The organism is Sphingorhabdus sp. SMR4y (assembly GCF_002218195.1).
Classification (GTDB): Bacteria; Pseudomonadota; Alphaproteobacteria; order Sphingomonadales; family Sphingomonadaceae; genus Parasphingorhabdus.
This window is the reverse complement of the sequence record NZ_CP022336.1, coordinates 119,089-136,535: the sequence shown is the minus strand read 5'-3', so window position 1 is coordinate 136,535 and position 17,447 is coordinate 119,089. Positions and strand designations below refer to the sequence as shown.

The following is a 17,447-nucleotide window of genomic DNA, read 5'->3' as shown; positions in this document are numbered from 1 at the left end:
TATTCATGGCCTTTATCAATCATTTTGCCGAAGACGAAAACGAGCGGACATATGTGCAGGATGAGCGCACGTCCCGGCTCAAGGCGACCCGGGCGGTGCTCATTCTCGGGCCGCTGATTTTCCTCGGTTTCTTCATGCTGACCCCGGTATTTTCGTCGAACCAGGCCTTCGCGACGTTCAACATCACCACGATGGCGATTGTCGGCTTTTTTGCCCTCGCGATATTTGCAACGACCAGCCCCCGTTATGTCGAATGGTGCTGGCTCGATATCCTGCCATTCGTTGCGATGACCATCGCCGCGGCGGTGCTGATGACCGTCCTGGTGCGCACCACCGCTGCCAATGATCTGGATATCACCAAGATTGCCGTGGTCTTCTTTGGCCTGATCTATTTCATCGCCAGCGTCGCCTTTGTCGCCAATGTGCGGCTCTTCATGATCTGGGCGATCGGCACGCTGGGCGTGTTCATCGTCTATATGGACACCCATGGCATCGACTTTGACGAAATGTATCACACCATCGTCAACATCAGCTTTTTCCTGCTGTTTGCGATATTCACCAACTGGGAAGCCGACCGCCGGGCGCGGGCCATGTATGTCGCCCGCCAGGAGCTGAACCAGGAACGCAAGAAGACCGAGAAGCTGCTCTACAATGTCCTGCCGCAGGCGGTCGCCAAACGCCTGCGCGCCGGCGAAGTGGTGGCCGATTCCTTCTCCGATATCTCGGTGGTCTTCATCGATATTGTCGACTTCTCGAAACTTTCCAAACAGCTTTCCCCGGGCCATCTGGTCGAGCAGCTGAACGGGTTTTTCCTGATCGCCGATCAATGCGCCTCCCGCTATGGCATCGAGAAAGTGAAGACCATTGGTGATTGCTATCTGGCGGTATCGGGCGGCACGGCTTCCAACGGACCGGGCGCAAAGGACGCGGTCAGCTTCGCCAAGGATGTGATCGCGGCAATGCAAAGCCGGGCCAAAGAGGGCGGGATCGACATTCAGCTGCGGGTCGGCATCCATAGCGGTCCGGTGGTCGGCGGCGTGGTCGGCACCAGCCGGCTGGCCTATGACTATTGGGGCGACACGATGAATATCGCCAGCCGGATCGAAAGCGCGGCCGAGCCGAACGGGATCGCCGTGTCTGCCGCTACCTATTTCCAATGCACCGGCGCGCATGAATTTGACGCGCCCGAAAGCATCGCGCTGAAAGGCGTCGGGGATACGGTGATTTACCGGATCAAGCCGGAGATTGCAGAGTGAACTAGCGGCCGCGTGCGCCAGTCGGTTGCCCGCCTCTTACCGCTTCATCTTTTCAAACAGGTCGACCAGTTCGTCGAATTTCTCGCGCTGTTCTTCGGGGTCGCCGGTGGCAATCGCCTCGCTGACGCAGCAGGCGGCGTGATCCTTGAGGATCTGGCTCTCGACCTTGGCGAGCGCGGATTTTACCGCCTGCATCTGGTGCAATATGTCCATGCAATAGCGGTCTTCCTCGACCATCTTGGCGATTCCACGGACCTGCCCCTCGATCCGGTGGAGCCGGTTCAGTTTCGCGGTGATATCGTCTTTTGCCATTGTCTCAGTCTTCTCCCGGCGGTCAGGCCATCCATAGCTTGTAGCCCATCCAAAGCGCCATGCCGATCATGAAAATATTCTCGGTCAGCGAGATAAAGCCGAGCGGCACATTGCTGTCGCCGCCGACGCAGGCACATTTCAGCTCGCGCTTCTGGATATAGACGGCGTAGAAGACCGAGACCGCACCGATCGTACCGATGAACAAAGCCACCGGAATGGCCAGCCACAGCGCCACACCGGCGATCATCAGCACGCCGGCCAGTGCCTCGCCGAACGGATAGAGATAGGAATAGCGCACCCAGCGCCGCGCGAGCAGGTCATAGTTCAGGAACATGGTCGAAAAGCTCTCGATATCGCGCAATTTCAGATAGGCGAGACCGCACATCGAGAAGGCGACAAACCATTCGACGGTGCGGATCGAAAACCCGTCACCGGTTGCGACAAAGGCGGCCGCGAGTGCCATCAGGAAGGTCATCGCGAACAAGGCTATGACCGGCTGGTAGCTGGTGTCGCTGCGCTCGTCCTCCGGCTTGTCCTTGCCAAGCGCGACCCGCAACTGGTCATAGCCACCCACGCGCTCGCCATCGATGAAGGTCTGTGGCGTGGTGGCCACATCATGTTCGGCCTTGAACGCATCGGTTTCCGCGCGCGTGGTCAGATGATGGTCCTCGACGGTGAAGCCTTGTCGTTCCAGCAGATATTTCGATTTCAGCCCATAAGGACAGATATGCTGCTCCATCACCATGCGATATAATTTTGCTGTCTTGTTCATATTTCACCCTCAAAATCCGGCACCGGCCGGGCGATCGCTTCGGCCTCGGTCGTCGCCTTGCCATTTGCCTCGATATCGCGGATCAGCCATTGCATTTCCTTGATCTCGCGGCGCTGGGCCCTGATGATAGTATCGGCCAGATCGCGCACGCGCCGGTCTTCAATATGGGCGCGCTCGCTGGTCAGGATGGCGATGCTGTGATGGGGGATCATCGCGTTCTGCCAGGCCAGGTCGGAGATCGTGTCCTGCGAGCGGACGAGATAGAGCGAGCCGGCAAAGAGGATCGCGGCTCCGCCCAGAATCAGCGCATTCTTCCTTTTGTCGTCATACATGCCGAGCATGAACAGCAGCATGACGATGGCCATCGCGCCGCCCATGTAGAGCGCCATCCAGGTCCGCGTTTCACTGAAATGCACGTGATCCAGCGCGTAGGTATTGAGATACATCAGGCCGAACATCACCAGCGTCGAGGTGGCGATCATCACGATTAATCTGGTATATTTCGACATCGTCCGTGCGCTCCTTTCCTTGTTGCACAAGCCGCTATTACAATGACGCATGAACGGCCGCGTTGTTCCGCAAATCCTTCGACTTCACCCTGTTGTGCGGCCAAAGCCAGCCACGATATTTCCCGAGGCATCGAGTCTTGTCATATACCTATAGGGGGTATATAGAATTTCCCATGACAAAAAGCAATCTCTCCCTTTCCCGCCGCCGGATGATCACCAGCCTGGCCGCGCTCTCCGGCGCTGCCGCCCTGCCCATGCCCGCCTGGGCTACGGGCAATATGGGCCGCCATGGCGGGGCTGCCGTGGGCAAGGGCATCCACGAGCTTTCGGGCCCGAAAATCGATCTGCACATTGCCGATGGCCGCTTTGCTACCGGCGGGCGCTCCGGCCATGCGATTGCGGTCAACGGCACGGTGCCGGGGCCGCTGATCCGGCTGAAGGAGGGCGAGGATGTGACCTTGTCGGTGCACAATATGCTGGATGTCGACAGTTCGGTGCACTGGCATGGCCTGCTGCTGCCGTTCCAGTTTGACGGCGTACCGGGGATCAGCTTTCCCGGAATCAAGCCCGGTGCGCGGTTCGATGTGCCGCTGAGGCTGCGCCAGTCGGGCACTTACTGGTGGCACAGCCATAGCGGGCTGCAGGAACAGATGGGCCATTATGGCCCGATCATCATCGATCCGGCCGGCCCTGATCCGGTCGCCTACGACCGCGAGCATATCATATTGCTCAGCGAATTCACGCCGATGCACCCGCATGCGATCATGAAGAAGCTGAAGGTCTCCGAGGGCTATTTCAGCCGACAGAAGACCAGCGCGAGCGACGATTATCCGCTGAGCGCCGAACAGCGGCGGATGTGGGGCAGGATGCGGATGATGCCGACCGATATCGCCGATGTTTCTGCGCCGACCTACACTTATCTGATCAACGGTCACGGGCCGGAGGACGGGCTGGAACTGCCCTATCGCCCGGGCGAGCGGGTCCGGCTGCGGATCATCAATGGCAGCGCGATGACGTTCTTTAACGTGCGATTGCCCGGCCTGCCGATGACGGTGGTGCAGGCAGATGGCCAGAATGTGCAGCCGGTCGCAGTCGACGAGTTGCAGATCGGGGTGGCCGAAACTTATGACGTGATCGTCACGCCGAACGCGGCGGGTGCCTTTGCGATCGCAGCGGAAAGCATGGATCGCAGCGGCATGGCGCAGGCAACGCTGACCTCGCAGCCCGGACGCAAGGCCACCTTCCCTGCCCTGCGCGATCCGCCTTTGCTGTCGATGGTTGATATGGGGCATGGGGGCATGGACCATGGCGGTTCCGGGGACAAAGCCGGTCCAGCGATGGATCACAGCCAGATGGATCATGCCGCCATGGGGCATGCGATGCCCGAAGCTTCGCCGGCCAGCGGGCATGACGGGCATGATATGGGCGCGATGGATATGAGCGGCGGGATGAATATGCGGGATACATCGCTGCTGCCCGCCAGCGTCAAAGTCGGGCCTGGCATCGATATGGTATCGATGAACCCGCAGGACCGTACCGGCTATCCGGGGCTGGGTCTGGAGGGTGTGCCGCACAGGACGCTCAATTACCGAATGCTGAAATCGCTGGCGATGGACCATCACAAGCGCGCTCCGGACCGCGAGATGGAACTGCATCTGACCGGCAATATGGAGCGCTATATGTGGTCGTTCGACGGCAAGAAGTTCAGCGCGGTGGGCGATGATCCGATCCGCTTCGGCCATGACGAGCGGGTTCGGGTGAAGCTGGTCAACGACACGATGATGGCCCACCCGATCCATCTGCACGGCATGTTTTTCGAACTGGTCAACGGCCAGGGCCATCACCAGCCGAGAAAACATACAGTGATCGTCCAGCCGGGCAGCAGCGCAACCTTTGACGTGACCACCGACGAGCCGGGTGACTGGGCCTTTCACTGCCATCTGCTCTACCATATGCACGCGGGGATGATGCAGACGGTCAGCGTGGCCTTTCCCGAAGGAGCGGCGTGATGCGGCTATTATCCGCAAGCCTTGCGGCGATGATCGTCACCCCGCCGGCGTTGGCGCAAGACCACAGTCAGATGGACCACAGCGCGCACCGGATGCCTGCGGCTTCAGAGGCCGAGTCCGAGGTAGACCATAGCCAGATGGATCATGGCGCGATGGGTCATTCCCGGCCTGCGGTCGAACCGGCATCGCCACCAAATGGGGCAAGCGGACCACCCAGTGCGGCGGACGCTGTCTGGGGGCCGAGGCGATGCGCCCATCTCGTGAGGCGCTCTATCAGGAGCATGGCGGTATGCAGCTCTTCTGGTTTCAGGGTGACCGGCTGGAATATCGCGCGCGCGCGGGCGAGGATGGCTATCTCTGGGATGTCCAGGGCTATTATGGCGGCGACATCAATAAATTCTGGTTCAAGAGCGAGGGCGAAGGCGCTTTTGGCGAAGCGATCGAGCAGGCCGAAATACAGGCGCTTTACAGCCGCGCCATCGCGCCTTTTTTTGACCTCCAGGCCGGTGTCCGGCAGGATCTCACCGGCCCGAAGCGCACCCATGCGGTGATCGGGGTCCAGGGCCTGATGCCCTATATGTTTGAAATCGACGCCGCGGCGTTCCTGTCCGGCAAGGGTGATCTGACCGCGCGGATCGAGGCCGAATATGACCAGCGCCTCAGCCAGCGCCTGATCCTGCAACCGCGCGCCGAGGTCAACCTCTCGGCTCAGGAGATTCCCGAACTGGATATCGGCTCCGGAATCGACAATATCGAACTTGGACTCCGGCTCCGCTACGAGATCGTGCCGGAATTTGCCCCCTATGTCGGGATCGAGCAGGAATGGAAACTGGGCGGCAGCCGTGACTTTGCGCGGCTGGCTGGCGAGGATCCGAGCGTTACCAATTATGTGATCGGGGTGCGTTTCTGGTTTTGATCTCCCGGTGGAGCGGGTGCTGGCATGGCAAAACCATGCCTGCCGACCCTCTGTCGAGGGAACCCGATCGCCTTTTCCGGGTAAGTTGATCAACGTCAGGAGGACATATGCTGCTCAAAAAAATCAAGACACCCGGTCTCTCCCATCTTTCCTATCTGGTCGGTTCCGGCGGTAAGGCGGCCGTCATCGATCCGAGACGGGACTGCGACATCTATCTCGAAACGGCCCGCGCCGAAGGTCTGGAGATTACCCATATTTTCGAGACCCACCGCAACGAGGATCTGGTCTCCGGCGCGCCCATATTGGCAGACATGACAGGAGCCGATGTCTTTCACGGCCCCAATGCGGCGGGTGACGTCGTTTATGCGACAACCGTCCGTGAAGGCGACCGGTTCGCAATCGGCCAGCTCGCTGTCGAGATTGTCGAAACACCGGGTCATACCGACGACCATCTCGCCTTCGCGCTTTATGACAGTGAATATCCCGAAGGAGCGGTCGGCGTGTTTACGGGCGATGCCCTGTTCGTGGGCGATGTCGGTCGCACCGACTTCTATCCGGACCGCAAACGGGAAGTGGCCGGGCTTTTGTTCGATTCGCTGCAGAAAATTCTGGCGCTTGGCGATCAGGCGATCATCTATCCCGCCCATGGCGCCGGATCGGTTTGCGGGTCGGGAATGGCGGAACGGGAATTTTCGACGGTCGGGCATGAACGGAAGAACAATCCCCGGTTGCAGATCGAAAGCCGCGACGCATTTATCGAGGCCAAGGTCAACGAAAACCATTACCAGCCGCCCTATTTCCGGCTGATGGAACGGCTCAATCTGGAAGGCGGTGACCCGGCACCACGGGTACTGAAGCCCAGAATGTTGAGCCTGGCAGAACTCGATGACTGTTCCGCTACCCGCTGGATCGATGTACGCGAACCGATGGCTTATGCTTCGGGTCATTTCCCCGGTTCGATGAACCTGCCCGTCGGCATGATACCAGCCTTTGCCGGATGGTTCATCGGCGAAGAAGACAGCATATTGCTGATCGGCTCCGACGAAAGTCAGCTGGCCACGGCCACCGAGCATCTCGTCCGGATCGCGCTGGACAATATCGTCGGCGGCTATAGCGGCGTCGTCCCGGCGGCGGCAGCGGGGAGAAATATGGCGCAAATCCCGATGATCACAACCGGAGAGGTCGAAAGGCGGCTGAATGAAGATCGCGGCGACTGGACCTTGCTCGACGTGCGCGATGCGGATGAGCGAAGCGAGGTCTCTATCGATGGCTCTCGACATATCTATGTCGGCGAACTGAACGAACGGTGGCAGGAGCTCGACAAGACCCGCCATTATACATTGATGTGCGCCAGCGGCATGCGCGCAACCGTGGCCGCGGGCTGGCTGGCCAGTCGGGGTTTCGGAAATCTCGACATCTATCTCGGTTCGATGGGAGCCTGGAAAGCGTCGGGGGCGGATGTCTAGGCAATATTGGCGGCGACGGACAAACGCCGGGCGATCAGTTACGGCGTCAAAATGCAAGTCCTGCTATCGCGCCTGACGCTGGCACATGACGATGGCACATTGTGCCGGACGCAACGCCGAATGCGTCTATCGGGCCGGAGCGCCGAAGGAATGGAAGCTCTCGAAATGCTTTCTCGTCTCCGGCCGGACTCCGTCCCCTGCCAGAATCTGCTCCAGCTTCGCTTTGCTTTTCTGGCCTGTCTGATCGACCATGATGCCCGCCATTTGCCAATCGGGAAATTCCCGCCGTCTTATCTCGCGACGGTCGAATATGACAAGGCCGTCGTGACGAGGATCGGCTTCGATCAAGGCCATGCATTGGTTGAGATCCAGTCGGGAACCTTCCAGAATCTGCATGAAATTCAATCCGTTGAAAGCGAGCAACCCGGTCAGACCGAGCGTATCGTTCCGAGCGCCGGCTTCGGCCAGGATATTCTGGAAATCTTCTTCTGTCAGACCGGCGCGCGCGGTGCTGATATAGCTGATCGATGTAATTAACCCATTTGGCATGGCACAGCTCTACCCCCTGTTTCCGATGACCCGTCAAATCTTGACACACGCTGTCGGCATTTTACGCCGGTTGGCTATATGCAAAATCGAAGCAGTTTCAAGAGCTATATCGGCCCGGATATGGCCGCATATCCAGACATAACCAATGTCGGAAAGCCTCTCAAAGGTCGTCACATCGAGGGCCGGACCGGGGTTCCCGTGGCTTGCGATCCGACCAACTGACACAGTGACAGCGATGTGGTCTGGGCTCGGGAACCGCTCCGGATTTGATAAATTTAGCCGGGCCTTTGACAGTCAGGCCCTCTCCGCCAGAGACGGAAAGGGCCTGTTTCACTATATTGCCGAGCGCCAGAACGACAGGTTGGGCACGTGGTAAATATTATGGTCGGGCGTCAGCCAGTTTCGCGCCAGCCGGGGCGCTGAAACCGCTCAGCTCAACGCTGTCGATGGCCGCCAGCCACTGTGCTTCGATCGCATCGCTGCACTTGGACAGATTGTGGTGCGGGATGATTACCGAGTAGTTACTGCTGCGGCAGTAAGAGCGCGCTTTTCTCTCCAGGCGCGCCATCATCCGCTCGCGGCTGCCTTCGCTCTGCAATTCCTGGGCGGCGAATTTGAACAATGCCTTTTCCTCTGCGGCCGCCGCAGGGGCGGTGGCGATGGCTGACGCTGCAAGAGCGACAAGGACGGTGTTTTTGATGATGTTCATAGTATGATTCCCTTCTGAATTTGTGCGTTGCAGCATTATCGATCCGCATAAAAAGCACCATCGCAGCCTGCGCACGGGCCGTTGCGTTCTTTGCAAATTTATAATTTACACTGTATATTCAGATATTTGAGAAGATCGCTCCAGATTGAAAAAATGTGGCATCGGGGCTTTTTCAAGAAAATGATGCATCGCAGCATAAAATTGTTTAGTATCGCGACACAGCGCCGATCTGATCCGGATTCACCCCTTCAAGGGATCGGGTCCCCGATGAAGGATCACGCTGTCGTAACGTGTATCAGGAGTAACAATGCGCAGGCTTCCCCCGACCGGTGCTCTCGAAGCTTTTCTAGCCACAGCACGGAGCGGCACGCTTCGCGCCGCCGCGACCGATCTGAATCTTTCCCCGTCGGCCTTGAGCCGCCGCATCCAGAATTTGGAAACCTATGTCGGCCAGCCGCTTTTCGAACGGCGCCATCATGAGTTTCAGCTCACCCCGACCGGGGAGCGTCTGTTGATCGGCACCGAACCTGTGTTCGAGAAGCTCGGGCTGCTTCTGGAAGAACTGCGCGAGGAAAAACAATTCAAGATCACCGTGGGCGTGCCCCCGTCCTTCGCAACGGCCTGGCTGATGCCGCGAATGCAGCATTTCCGGGCGAAATATCCTGAAGTCGAGCTGACACTCGACAGTTCCGGCTCACCCATGGCGAAACTGGGCATGAGCCTGGATGCCATCATCCTGTTTGCCAACAAGAATGAGCATCAGATCAAAATGCACGAACTGCGCCCGCAACGTGCCTTCGCGATCACCGCACCCGGTCTGGTCGACACGCGGTCCGGACTCAAACGCGCCTTGCGGGAACAGCCGCTCCTGATCCATCGCGCCTTGCCGGAAATACTGCCCAACTGGCTGAATACCGTCGGTTTCGATACGCTGCCTTCCAGCAAAATCGAATATTATGACAATGGCCCGTTGCTTGTTTCAGCGGCACAAAACGGTCTGGGGATAGCTCTGGTGCTCGAGGACATGGTCAATTTCAAATCCGGAACATCCGGACTTGTTCGCCCCTTCGGCGAAAGCGCCGAGACCCCGTACAGCTATTTTCTCGCGATCAAGAATGCATCGGGCAGCAAGCGCGCGATCCGCTGGTTCGGCGACTGGTTGCTCAGCGAAGCCGCCAGCGATCCGCGCAACCTGATGCGGTCATCGGAATTCGTCTGAGCCACGACAATGTCCGCCATCTGCCCCTATGGAGATGCCGTTCGATATATCGGTTGCTTCAACCGGCCTAGCCGGCGGGCGCCCGGGATATTTTGCTGACCGTGCTGGCGGTCGCGGTCAAAACGTCATCCGCATCGTAGACATGGCCTTCCATGAAGATGATCTTATAGCCCTGCTTGATTGCCCAGCCTTCTACCCGCAGCTTTCCCGCGCGTGTCGGTTCCAGATAGGTGGTCTTTATCTCCAGCGAAGAGAGGCCGACAATGTCCGGATCATGGAGAAACATGGCGTGGCTCATGGCCGCGTCCAGCATAGCGGTAACAAAGCCGCCCTGCACGATATCAACAGAGTGGCAATAGTCCGTTCCGATATCGAATTCGAAGGTGCAGGCGCATTTTCCGGCGTCGAAATCGACCAGCTTCCCCCCGAGCAACCGGATAAATGCAGGGCTTGCACGGTTTTGCCTGTCAATTATTTCCGCTTTGTTCATCATCAATATACCCCCTGCGTCCGCCGTCCGGAACGGCGCTCGATTTTCACGTTCAAAAGAAACATAATGGCGTCGCTCAACCGCTCGCGTTTACTGGCAGACAGCCCTGTCCGGACCGCCGCTTTCCCCGCGCACGGTCAATTCACGCCGCGATCCTTGCCTTCCCAGTAAGGCGCGCGCAATTCGCGGCGCAGGATCTTGCCGGATGCGTTTCTCGGCAGCTCCGGGATCACGTCGACCGTTTTCGGCACCTTGAACCCGGCAATCCGCTCGCGTGCCCAGGCGATAACGCTGTCGGTGTCGACTTCGCCGGCGTCAGGCTTTGGCGAGACCACGGCCTTCACCGCTTCGCCCCATTTCGCGTCGGGGATGCCGATGACCGCCACTTCATTGACCTGCGGGTGGCCGAAGATCGCGTTTTCCACTTCCGCCGGATAGACATTCTCGCCGCCGGAGATGATCATGTCCTTGACCCGGTCCTTGATATAGAAATAGCCGTCCTCGTCCATCACCGCCGCATCACCGGTGTAGAGCCAGCCCTCTTCGTCGACCGTCTCTGCCGTCTTTTCCGGATTGTTGAAATAATGCAGCATGTTGAGACCGGACCGTGTGGCGATTTCTCCGATCGTGCCGGGCGGGACTTCCTGCCGCTTTTCGTCGACAATCTTCATTTCGACGCTGGGCAAGGGAATGCCGATGCCGCGCATCCGTTCATTGCCGTCGGGATCATGATCGCCGGGTGGCAATATGCAGACGGTGCCGGTGGTTTCGGTCATGCCATATTGCTGGCAGAACAAAGCCTGCGGCATGGTCTGGATACACTGGCGCAGCAGCTCCAGCGGAATCGGCGCGGCGCCGTAGGTGACGCTGCGGACGCAGGAAAAGTCGGTATCCTTCGCGCGCGGCCAGTTGACCAGCATCTGCAGCGCGGTCGGCACGAGGAAAAACTGGTTCAGCCCCTTGTCGATGCAATCGAGCACATGATCAGGGTGGAATTCGGGAATGACCATCATCGTCGCGCCATTGTAAAAGGCGATCGGGCCGATGCCGGATCCGGCGATATGCGCGCAGGGCATGACCGCGAGCGTGCTGTCGCCGGGGTTCAGGTCGATCCAGGCATGATCGGGATGATCCTCGACCAGCGGCCGCAGCTTGAAAAGATTGTCGCTGGTCAGAACCGCGCCCTTGGGATTGCCGGTGGTGCCGGACGTATAAAGTTGCAGTACGCCTTCCGCCGGGTCGGTTTCAGGCAGATCGCCGGGGGCGGTATTGGCGACGAAATCCGCCAGCGTCGGCAGATCGGTGCCGGTCCTGGTGCAAAGGATCGTCTTGGTATCGGGTGAGTCTTGTGCAGCCTTCTCGGCGGTTTTGGCAAATGCGGGCTCGCAGATCAGCAGCGGTGCTTTTGTGTCTTTCAGGACATAAGCGACTTCCGGCGCAGCAAGACGCCAGCCGATCGGCGCGATCACCATGCCGGCGCGGCTGGCGGCGGCGAACAGGGTGAAATAGAGACCGCTATTTTTGCCCAGCCAGCAGATGCGATCGCCCCTGGAAAGGCCGGCACCCGTAAAGGCTTGCGCATATTCGGTGACCCGCTTGTCGAGTTCGGCATAGCTGACCAAACCGTCCGGATCGTCGATCGCGATATTGTCTGGTGTTTTCGTAGCCCAATGGGCGATGGAAGACCCCATGCAGCGTCGTGTCTCTGTCATTTGCCCGCTCCTATATTGTTCTGACGGCCTTGTTAATCGCGCGATTAAGCCATGGCAAGGGGAAGAAACTCAAGCCCCTCCTCTTTAGAGGAGGGGTTGGGGGTGGTGGCGATGCGACGGCATCGCTCGCGCAAGCGAATTTTATATGGGCGAGTGTTAATGGGAAACCAGCGAGCAATTCATTGAGGAGAGAAACCACCCCAACCCCTCCTTTGAAAAGGAGGGGCTTAACCCTGCTTCCTGTACACCAAAGATATATTATTGGCCGGCATCTCGATCAGATTTTCGCGGACGAAGCCGTTGCGTTCCGCCAGCGCGTCCATATCGGCGACATCACGCAGGCCCCAGCGCAGGTTGCGGCTTTTCAGGCTGCGTTCGAAGGCCAGATTACCCGGCGCGGTTTCGACCTCTGCCCGCAAATAGGGGCCGTAGAGAAAGAAGGGCGCGCCCGGAGCGAGCAACCTGCCGGCCTTGTCAAACAGGCCGATGCTCGATTCCCAGGGACTGATATGGACCATGTTGATGCACAATATGGCCGCCACATCCTGCACATCCCATTGCGCGGTCTGCGCATCGAGCTGCAGCGGTGGCAGGATATTGGCCACCCCTTCCCGCTTCGTCCAGGCGGCGATGGATTCGCAACAGGCGGGATCGGGATCACTGGGCTGGAACGTCAGCTCGGGAAAAGCCCGGCCGAAATAGACGGCATGTTCGCCGGTGCCGCTGGCGATTTCCAGTATCAGACCCTGATCGGGCAGGATATCGCGCAGGACCGCGACAATCGCATCGCGGTTGCGCAGTGTCGCCGGCGCATGGCGCTGTTCGGCCGGGGCCGCTTCGTCGATGGTCCACGGCTTGGGATCAGTCATTGCAGCGATACTCAATTTGCGTGTGCGACGATATTGGGATATTCATTTCGGCCATGTCGAAACTGTTTCGCCTCGAAGAAGACAGCGCGCAAGTGAAATTTCCGCCGCCGCTGGTCTATCTCGGTTTCCTGCTGACCGGATTGCTGCTGGACCGGCTGAGCGGTCGCGTTCCCGACTTCATACCGGTGTCGCCCTGGATCATGGTCGCCGGCGGCTTTGCGCTATTGGCAGGCTTTTCAATCATGATCGCAGGCACCAGTCGTTTCCGGAAACTGGGCAATAATCTCGAACCGTGGAAACATGCCAACCAGATCGTCAGCTCGGGCATCTACCGCTTCACCCGCAATCCGATGTATCTGGGCATGGCCCTGGTTTCCCTTGGCTTCGCGTTGCTGTTGCGCAGCAGCTGGGCGGTGATCCTTCTGCCGGTCGCCCTTCTGGTCATTCGCACTCAGGTGATCGCGCGGGAAGAGCGCTACCTGGCCGCCAAATTCGGTGACGAATATCTCGCCTATAAAGCCAGAGTCCGGCGCTGGATCTAGTCGGCGTCGCCGGTCGACAGCCGCCGCCAGACAGCGGCCAGAAAACTGCCGATGACCACATGGTAGACCGCCGATATCGCGGCCGGGACCGGCGCGAGGGCCGCCTGCATCGGGCTGGCAAATTGCGCGGTGAAGCTGGGTGTCGACGCAAGACTGGAGCCGAGACCGCTGTTCTGCATGCCGACCTCGATGCTGATCGTCCGGCGTTCGGCGACGCCCAGAGCCATCGCTCTGGTGATCAGATAGCCAAGCCCGAAGCCAAAGACATGGAGCAGCAGGATCGCCAGCATCAGCACGCCGAAATGCGCCTCGATCAGCGCCTTGCTGTTGGCGATGATCCCGCCGACGATCAGCACCACGACGATGACCGAGGCGAGCGGCGAGATCACGGCGATCTTCTCCGTCGCTCTCGGCAGATAGCGGTTGAACAGCACGCCGGCGATCACCGGCAGCAACACGATCGAAACCATGTTGATGAACAGGCTCCACTGGTCGATCTCGACATATTTGCCGGCCAGCCATCCGGTCAGCACGGGTGTCGCGATCACCGCGATCAGGGTCGAGGCCATGGTCATGGTCACCGACAGCGCGAGATTGGCGTTGGCGAGATAAGCAACCACATTGGACGCCGTGCCGCCGGGGCAGCAGGCGACAAGGATCAGGCCGACGGCAAGACCGGTCTCGAGACCAAATATAGTGGCGATCAGAATCCCCGCCAGCGGCATCACGGTAAACTGCAGGATAACGCCGCTGGCAACGCAGCGCGGGATTTTGGCGATCCGCTTGAAATCGTCAAACGAGAGCGTCAGCCCCATGCCGAGCATCACCAGCCCCAGCATCACGCTGACCAGCGGCTGGCCAAGCGGGCGGAAGCGGCCGTCAACGACCCAGAGAAAATGGTCGGGGACAAACCATGCCCAGGCTGTCCCCAAAACTGTCCACAGGGCAAAGAGATTGGTCAGACGGTGAATCAAAGCTCTCTCCCCCCGGTTTTACCGTTTGCACTGAGCTTGTCGAAGTGCCTCCATCGACCGGAAACTGTCCTTCGACAGGCTCAGGACGAACGGAGCAACGGTAAATTACAGCAATTTCTGCTCATTATTCCGCAGCTTGAGCAAATTCCTCGTCTTCCGTCCACACCAATATCGGCTTGCGCGCGGCCTGCGTTTCATCCAGCCGCCGCCGCGGAGCAAAATAAGGCGCGCTTTTCAGTGTTTCGTCGCCCGCCTTGGCCCGTTCGGCCACCGAGCGGAAGGCGCCGATAAACTGGTCGATCGCCGCCTTGCTCTCGGTCTCGGTCGGCTCGACCAGCATCGCGCCATGCACCACCAGCGGGAAATACATGGTCATCGGGTGATAGCCTTCGTCGATCATGCCCTTGGCGAGATCGAGCGTGGTCAGGTCGTTGGTGAAGCCCTTGTCCGAGAACAAAGCCTCGTGCATGCAGGGACCGCTGTGCGCGAAGGGCGCCTCGAGTACGTCCTCCAGGCTGCGCAGGATATAATTGGCATTGAGCACCGCATCTTCCGCCACCTGTGCCAGGCCGTCTGCGCCGTGACTCAGGATATAGGTCAGAGCCCGCGTAAACATGCCCATCTGGCCATGAAAGGCGCTCATACGGCCGAATGTATGCGGATGCCGGTCCTCGACCGTCTCTTCCTCGACCAAAGTGATATGACCGTCGGCATGGCGTTCGGTAAATGGCAAAGGCCCGTAAGGCGCCAGCGCTTCGGACAATACCACCGGACCGGAACCCGGGCCTCCGCCGCCATGCGGGGTGGAGAAGGTCTTGTGCAGATTGATGTGCATCGCATCAATACCGAGATCGCCGGGACGGACCTTGCCGACGATGGCGTTGAAATTCGCGCCATCGCAATAGACATAGCCGCCGGCTTCATGGACCGCATCGGAAATCGCCTTCATATCCGGCTCGAACAGGCCGCAGGTATTGGGATTGGTGATCATCACACCGGCGACATCCGGTCCCAGACGCGCCTTCAGCGCTTCGAGATCAACACGGCCCGCGGCATTGGCGGGAATATCCTCGACCTTGTAACCGGCGAAGGCTGCGGTGGCCGGATTGGTGCCATGGGCGCTTTCCGGCACCAGGATCACTTCGCGCGCATCGCCGCGCGCTTCGAGAGCGGCGCGGATGCAGAGGATACCGCAAAGCTCGCCATGCGCGCCGGCCTTGGGCGTCATTGCCACGCCGTGCATGCCGGTCAGCTTGATCAGCCAGACCGCCAGTTCGTTTATCACGCCGAGCGCACCCTGCACGCTGTCGACCGGCTGCAACGGATGGATGTCGGCAAAGCCCTTGAGCCGCGCCATTTTCTCGTTGAGTCGCGGATTGTGCTTCATGGTGCAGCTGCCGAGCGGAAACAGGCCGACGTCGATCGCGTAATTCTGGCGGCTGAGCCTGGTATAGTGCCGCACCATCTCGCCTTCCGACAATCCGGGGATGGCGATCGGCGCTTCGCGTTCGAGACCGCCAAGACGGTTTTCGACCTGCGGAGCATCCGGAAGATCGACGCCGCTGCGATCGGGCGAACCGATTTCAAAGATCAGCGGTTCGTCGACCATCAGGGCGCGGTTGCCGGTGTGGGTAGTGATGGACGCATCGTCGGTCATGTTCAGATTGTCTTCCTGTCTGGTCGGGCGTCCTTCGGAGAGCATGCTCATGACAGCGCTCCTTCCAGAGCGGTCGCAAATTCTTCGAGCTCTCCATCGGTTGATGTTTCGGTGACGGCGACCAGCAAGCCGTGCGCGAGCGGCGTCACATCCGGATAAAGACGGCCGAGAGACACACCGGCCAGGATCCGCTGGTCGGCAAGTTGCCGTACGACGGGCCGCGCATCCTTATCAAGAACGAGCGTGAACTCGTTGAAAAAGCTGTCATTCAACAGTTTGACGCCGCTGATCTGCGACAGCCGGTTCGCGGCCTGCACCGCTTTCTTGTGATTGAGCATTGCCAGTTCGCGCAGCCCCTTTTCGCCAAGCAAGGTCATATGCGCCGAGAATGCCAGCGCGCATAATCCGCTGTTGGTGCAGATATTGGAGGTCGCTTTTTCGCGGCGGATATGCTGTTCGCGGGTGGAGAGCGTCAGCACGAAGCCGCGCTTGCCTTCGGCGTCGACGGTCTCGCCGCACAGCCGTCCGGGCATTTGCCGGACATATTTCTGCTTGCATCCGAACAGGCCGACATAGGGGCCGCCAAATTGCAGGCCGACACCCAGAGACTGGCCTTCGCCCACAACAATATCGGCATCCATTTCACCCGGCGACTTGATCGCGCCGAGCGCAACCGGTTCGGTGACCACGGCAATCAGCAGGGCTTTATGCTGGTGCGCCTTTTCCGCGATGGCGGTGAGATCGCCGATCCGGCCCAATATATCGGGATATTGCACGACCACGCAGCTGGTCTCGTCATCGATCTGCTCGAGCAGGCCGTCACTATCGGTGGCGGCGTCAAGCGTTGGTGCCTGGTAAGCCAGATCGTCCTTGGTGAAGCGCGCCATGGTCTTGGCGACCGATACATAATGCGGGTGCAGACCGGACGAAAGGATCGCCTTGCCGCGCTTGGTAATCCGCCGCGCCATGGTGATCGCTTCCCAGCAGGCGGTCGAGCCGTCGTACATCGAGGCATTGGCGACATCGCCCCCGAACAGACGCGCGACCTGCGTCTGGAACTCGAACAGGGTCTGCAGCGTGCCCTGCGCGATTTCCGGCTGGTAGGGCGTGTAGGCGGTCAGAAATTCGCCGCGCTGGATGATATGGTCAACGCTCGCCGGAACATGGTGGCGATAGGCCCCTGCCCCGAGGAAGAAGGGCATATCGCCGGCGGCGTGGTTCTTGCGCGCCAGCGCCTTCATATGCGCTTCTACCGCCATCTCGCCGGCGTGCATCGGCAGGCCCTCGATCGGTCCGTTCAGCCGGGCTTCTTCCGGAACATCGACAAACAGGTCATCGATCGATTGCGCGCCGATCTTGGACAGCATCGACTGCCGGTCATCGGGAGTCAGCGGGAGATAACGCATTATACTTCCTTCTTTCCTTCCTAACCCCTCCCTTTCAAGGGAGGGGCAAGGGGTGGGTTATGAGGAGGCTGGCTCGATGC

General features: G+C 59.6%; 17 protein-coding genes. 6 read left to right on the top strand and 11 right to left on the bottom strand.

What is annotated here, in order from left to right; translation table 11 throughout:
* Nucleotides 1-5 precede the first annotated feature (5 nt).
* Nucleotides 6-1,256 (top strand): adenylate/guanylate cyclase domain-containing protein, encoded by a 1,251-nt coding sequence (locus SPHFLASMR4Y_RS00570; RefSeq protein ID WP_089131822.1) that lies wholly within the window; start codon nt 6-8, stop codon nt 1,254-1,256.
* 36 nt (nt 1,257-1,292) lie between these two features.
* Here SPHFLASMR4Y_RS00570 and SPHFLASMR4Y_RS00565 read toward each other — a convergent pair whose 3' ends face one another.
* From SPHFLASMR4Y_RS00565 to SPHFLASMR4Y_RS00555, 3 genes are read right to left on the bottom strand one after another with little or no spacing between them, the layout of a single operon-like run.
* A complete protein-coding gene (locus SPHFLASMR4Y_RS00565; protein WP_089131821.1) occupies nt 1,293-1,568 on the bottom strand; it encodes a metal-sensitive transcriptional regulator in 276 nt (91 codons plus the stop codon).
* Between the two features lie 22 nt (nt 1,569-1,590).
* Nucleotides 1,591-2,340: a MauE/DoxX family redox-associated membrane protein gene (locus SPHFLASMR4Y_RS00560; protein WP_089131820.1), complete on the bottom strand. Its 750-nt coding sequence runs from the start codon at nt 2,338-2,340 to the stop codon at nt 1,591-1,593.
* A complete protein-coding gene (locus SPHFLASMR4Y_RS00555; RefSeq protein WP_089131819.1) occupies nt 2,337-2,849 on the bottom strand; it encodes a DUF305 domain-containing protein in 513 nt (170 codons plus the stop codon). The genes SPHFLASMR4Y_RS00560 and SPHFLASMR4Y_RS00555 overlap by 4 nt, the downstream gene beginning before the upstream one ends.
* Before the next feature lie 173 nt (nt 2,850-3,022).
* Here SPHFLASMR4Y_RS00555 and SPHFLASMR4Y_RS00550 point away from each other — a divergent pair, with 173 nt between their 5' ends.
* From SPHFLASMR4Y_RS00550 to SPHFLASMR4Y_RS00540, 3 genes are all read left to right on the top strand, one after another.
* The gene (locus SPHFLASMR4Y_RS00550; protein ID WP_089131818.1) at nt 3,023-4,858 is read left to right on the top strand and encodes a copper resistance system multicopper oxidase; all 1,836 of its coding nucleotides are present in this window, start codon (nt 3,023-3,025) and stop codon (nt 4,856-4,858) included.
* A gap of 247 nt (nt 4,859-5,105) precedes the next feature.
* On the top strand, nt 5,106-5,774 hold the full coding sequence (locus SPHFLASMR4Y_RS00545; protein ID WP_089131817.1) for a copper resistance protein B: 669 nt from the start codon (nt 5,106-5,108) through the stop codon (nt 5,772-5,774).
* A 107-nt stretch (nt 5,775-5,881) separates the two neighbouring features.
* Nucleotides 5,882-7,240, top strand: a complete 1,359-nt coding sequence (locus SPHFLASMR4Y_RS00540; protein ID WP_089131816.1) for an MBL fold metallo-hydrolase — start codon at nt 5,882-5,884, stop codon at nt 7,238-7,240.
* Nucleotides 7,241-7,366: 126 nt separating this feature from the next.
* Here SPHFLASMR4Y_RS00540 and SPHFLASMR4Y_RS00535 read toward each other — a convergent pair whose 3' ends face one another.
* Together SPHFLASMR4Y_RS00535 and SPHFLASMR4Y_RS00530 are read right to left on the bottom strand one after the other, a co-directional pair.
* Complete coding sequence (locus SPHFLASMR4Y_RS00535; protein ID WP_089131815.1) at nt 7,367-7,789, bottom strand: BLUF domain-containing protein; 423 nt, start codon at nt 7,787-7,789, stop codon at nt 7,367-7,369.
* Between the two features lie 379 nt (nt 7,790-8,168).
* The gene (locus SPHFLASMR4Y_RS00530; protein ID WP_186265997.1) at nt 8,169-8,498 is read right to left on the bottom strand and encodes a UrcA family protein; all 330 of its coding nucleotides are present in this window, start codon (nt 8,496-8,498) and stop codon (nt 8,169-8,171) included.
* Nucleotides 8,499-8,805: 307 nt separating this feature from the next.
* Here SPHFLASMR4Y_RS00530 and SPHFLASMR4Y_RS00525 point away from each other — a divergent pair, with 307 nt between their 5' ends.
* Nucleotides 8,806-9,717, top strand: a complete 912-nt coding sequence (locus SPHFLASMR4Y_RS00525) for a LysR family transcriptional regulator (RefSeq protein WP_089131813.1) — start codon at nt 8,806-8,808, stop codon at nt 9,715-9,717.
* A gap of 67 nt (nt 9,718-9,784) precedes the next feature.
* On the opposite strand, the gene SPHFLASMR4Y_RS00520 is transcribed toward SPHFLASMR4Y_RS00525, so the two are convergent.
* From SPHFLASMR4Y_RS00520 to SPHFLASMR4Y_RS00510, 3 genes are all read right to left on the bottom strand, one after another.
* Nucleotides 9,785-10,210, bottom strand: coding sequence for a PaaI family thioesterase (locus SPHFLASMR4Y_RS00520; RefSeq protein WP_089131812.1), 426 nt, complete (start codon nt 10,208-10,210; stop codon nt 9,785-9,787).
* Nucleotides 10,211-10,344: 134 nt separating this feature from the next.
* Complete coding sequence (locus SPHFLASMR4Y_RS00515) at nt 10,345-11,919, bottom strand: long-chain-fatty-acid--CoA ligase (protein ID WP_089131811.1); 1,575 nt, start codon at nt 11,917-11,919, stop codon at nt 10,345-10,347.
* Between the two features lie 227 nt (nt 11,920-12,146).
* Nucleotides 12,147-12,788 carry a DUF938 domain-containing protein gene (locus SPHFLASMR4Y_RS00510; RefSeq protein WP_089131810.1) on the bottom strand — a complete coding sequence of 214 codons (642 nt, stop codon included), beginning with the start codon at nt 12,786-12,788 and terminating at the stop codon, nt 12,147-12,149.
* Nucleotides 12,789-12,841: 53 nt separating this feature from the next.
* Between SPHFLASMR4Y_RS00510 and SPHFLASMR4Y_RS00505 the strand changes: the two genes are divergently transcribed.
* A complete protein-coding gene (locus tag SPHFLASMR4Y_RS00505; RefSeq protein WP_089131809.1) occupies nt 12,842-13,330 on the top strand; it encodes a methyltransferase family protein in 489 nt (162 codons plus the stop codon).
* Here SPHFLASMR4Y_RS00505 and SPHFLASMR4Y_RS00500 read toward each other — a convergent pair.
* From SPHFLASMR4Y_RS00500 to gcvPA, 3 genes are all read right to left on the bottom strand, one after another.
* Nucleotides 13,327-14,304 carry a bile acid:sodium symporter family protein gene (locus tag SPHFLASMR4Y_RS00500; protein WP_089131808.1) on the bottom strand — a complete coding sequence of 326 codons (978 nt, stop codon included), beginning with the start codon at nt 14,302-14,304 and terminating at the stop codon, nt 13,327-13,329. The two genes, SPHFLASMR4Y_RS00505 and SPHFLASMR4Y_RS00500, sit on opposite strands and share 4 nt — an antisense overlap.
* A gap of 124 nt (nt 14,305-14,428) precedes the next feature.
* Nucleotides 14,429-16,012, bottom strand: a complete 1,584-nt coding sequence (gene gcvPB, locus SPHFLASMR4Y_RS00495; RefSeq protein ID WP_089131807.1) for an aminomethyl-transferring glycine dehydrogenase subunit GcvPB — start codon at nt 16,010-16,012, stop codon at nt 14,429-14,431.
* The gene (gene gcvPA / locus SPHFLASMR4Y_RS00490) at nt 16,009-17,367 is read right to left on the bottom strand and encodes an aminomethyl-transferring glycine dehydrogenase subunit GcvPA (RefSeq protein WP_089131806.1); all 1,359 of its coding nucleotides are present in this window, start codon (nt 17,365-17,367) and stop codon (nt 16,009-16,011) included. The genes gcvPB and gcvPA overlap by 4 nt, the downstream gene beginning before the upstream one ends.
* Between the last annotated feature and the right edge of the window lie 80 nt (nt 17,368-17,447).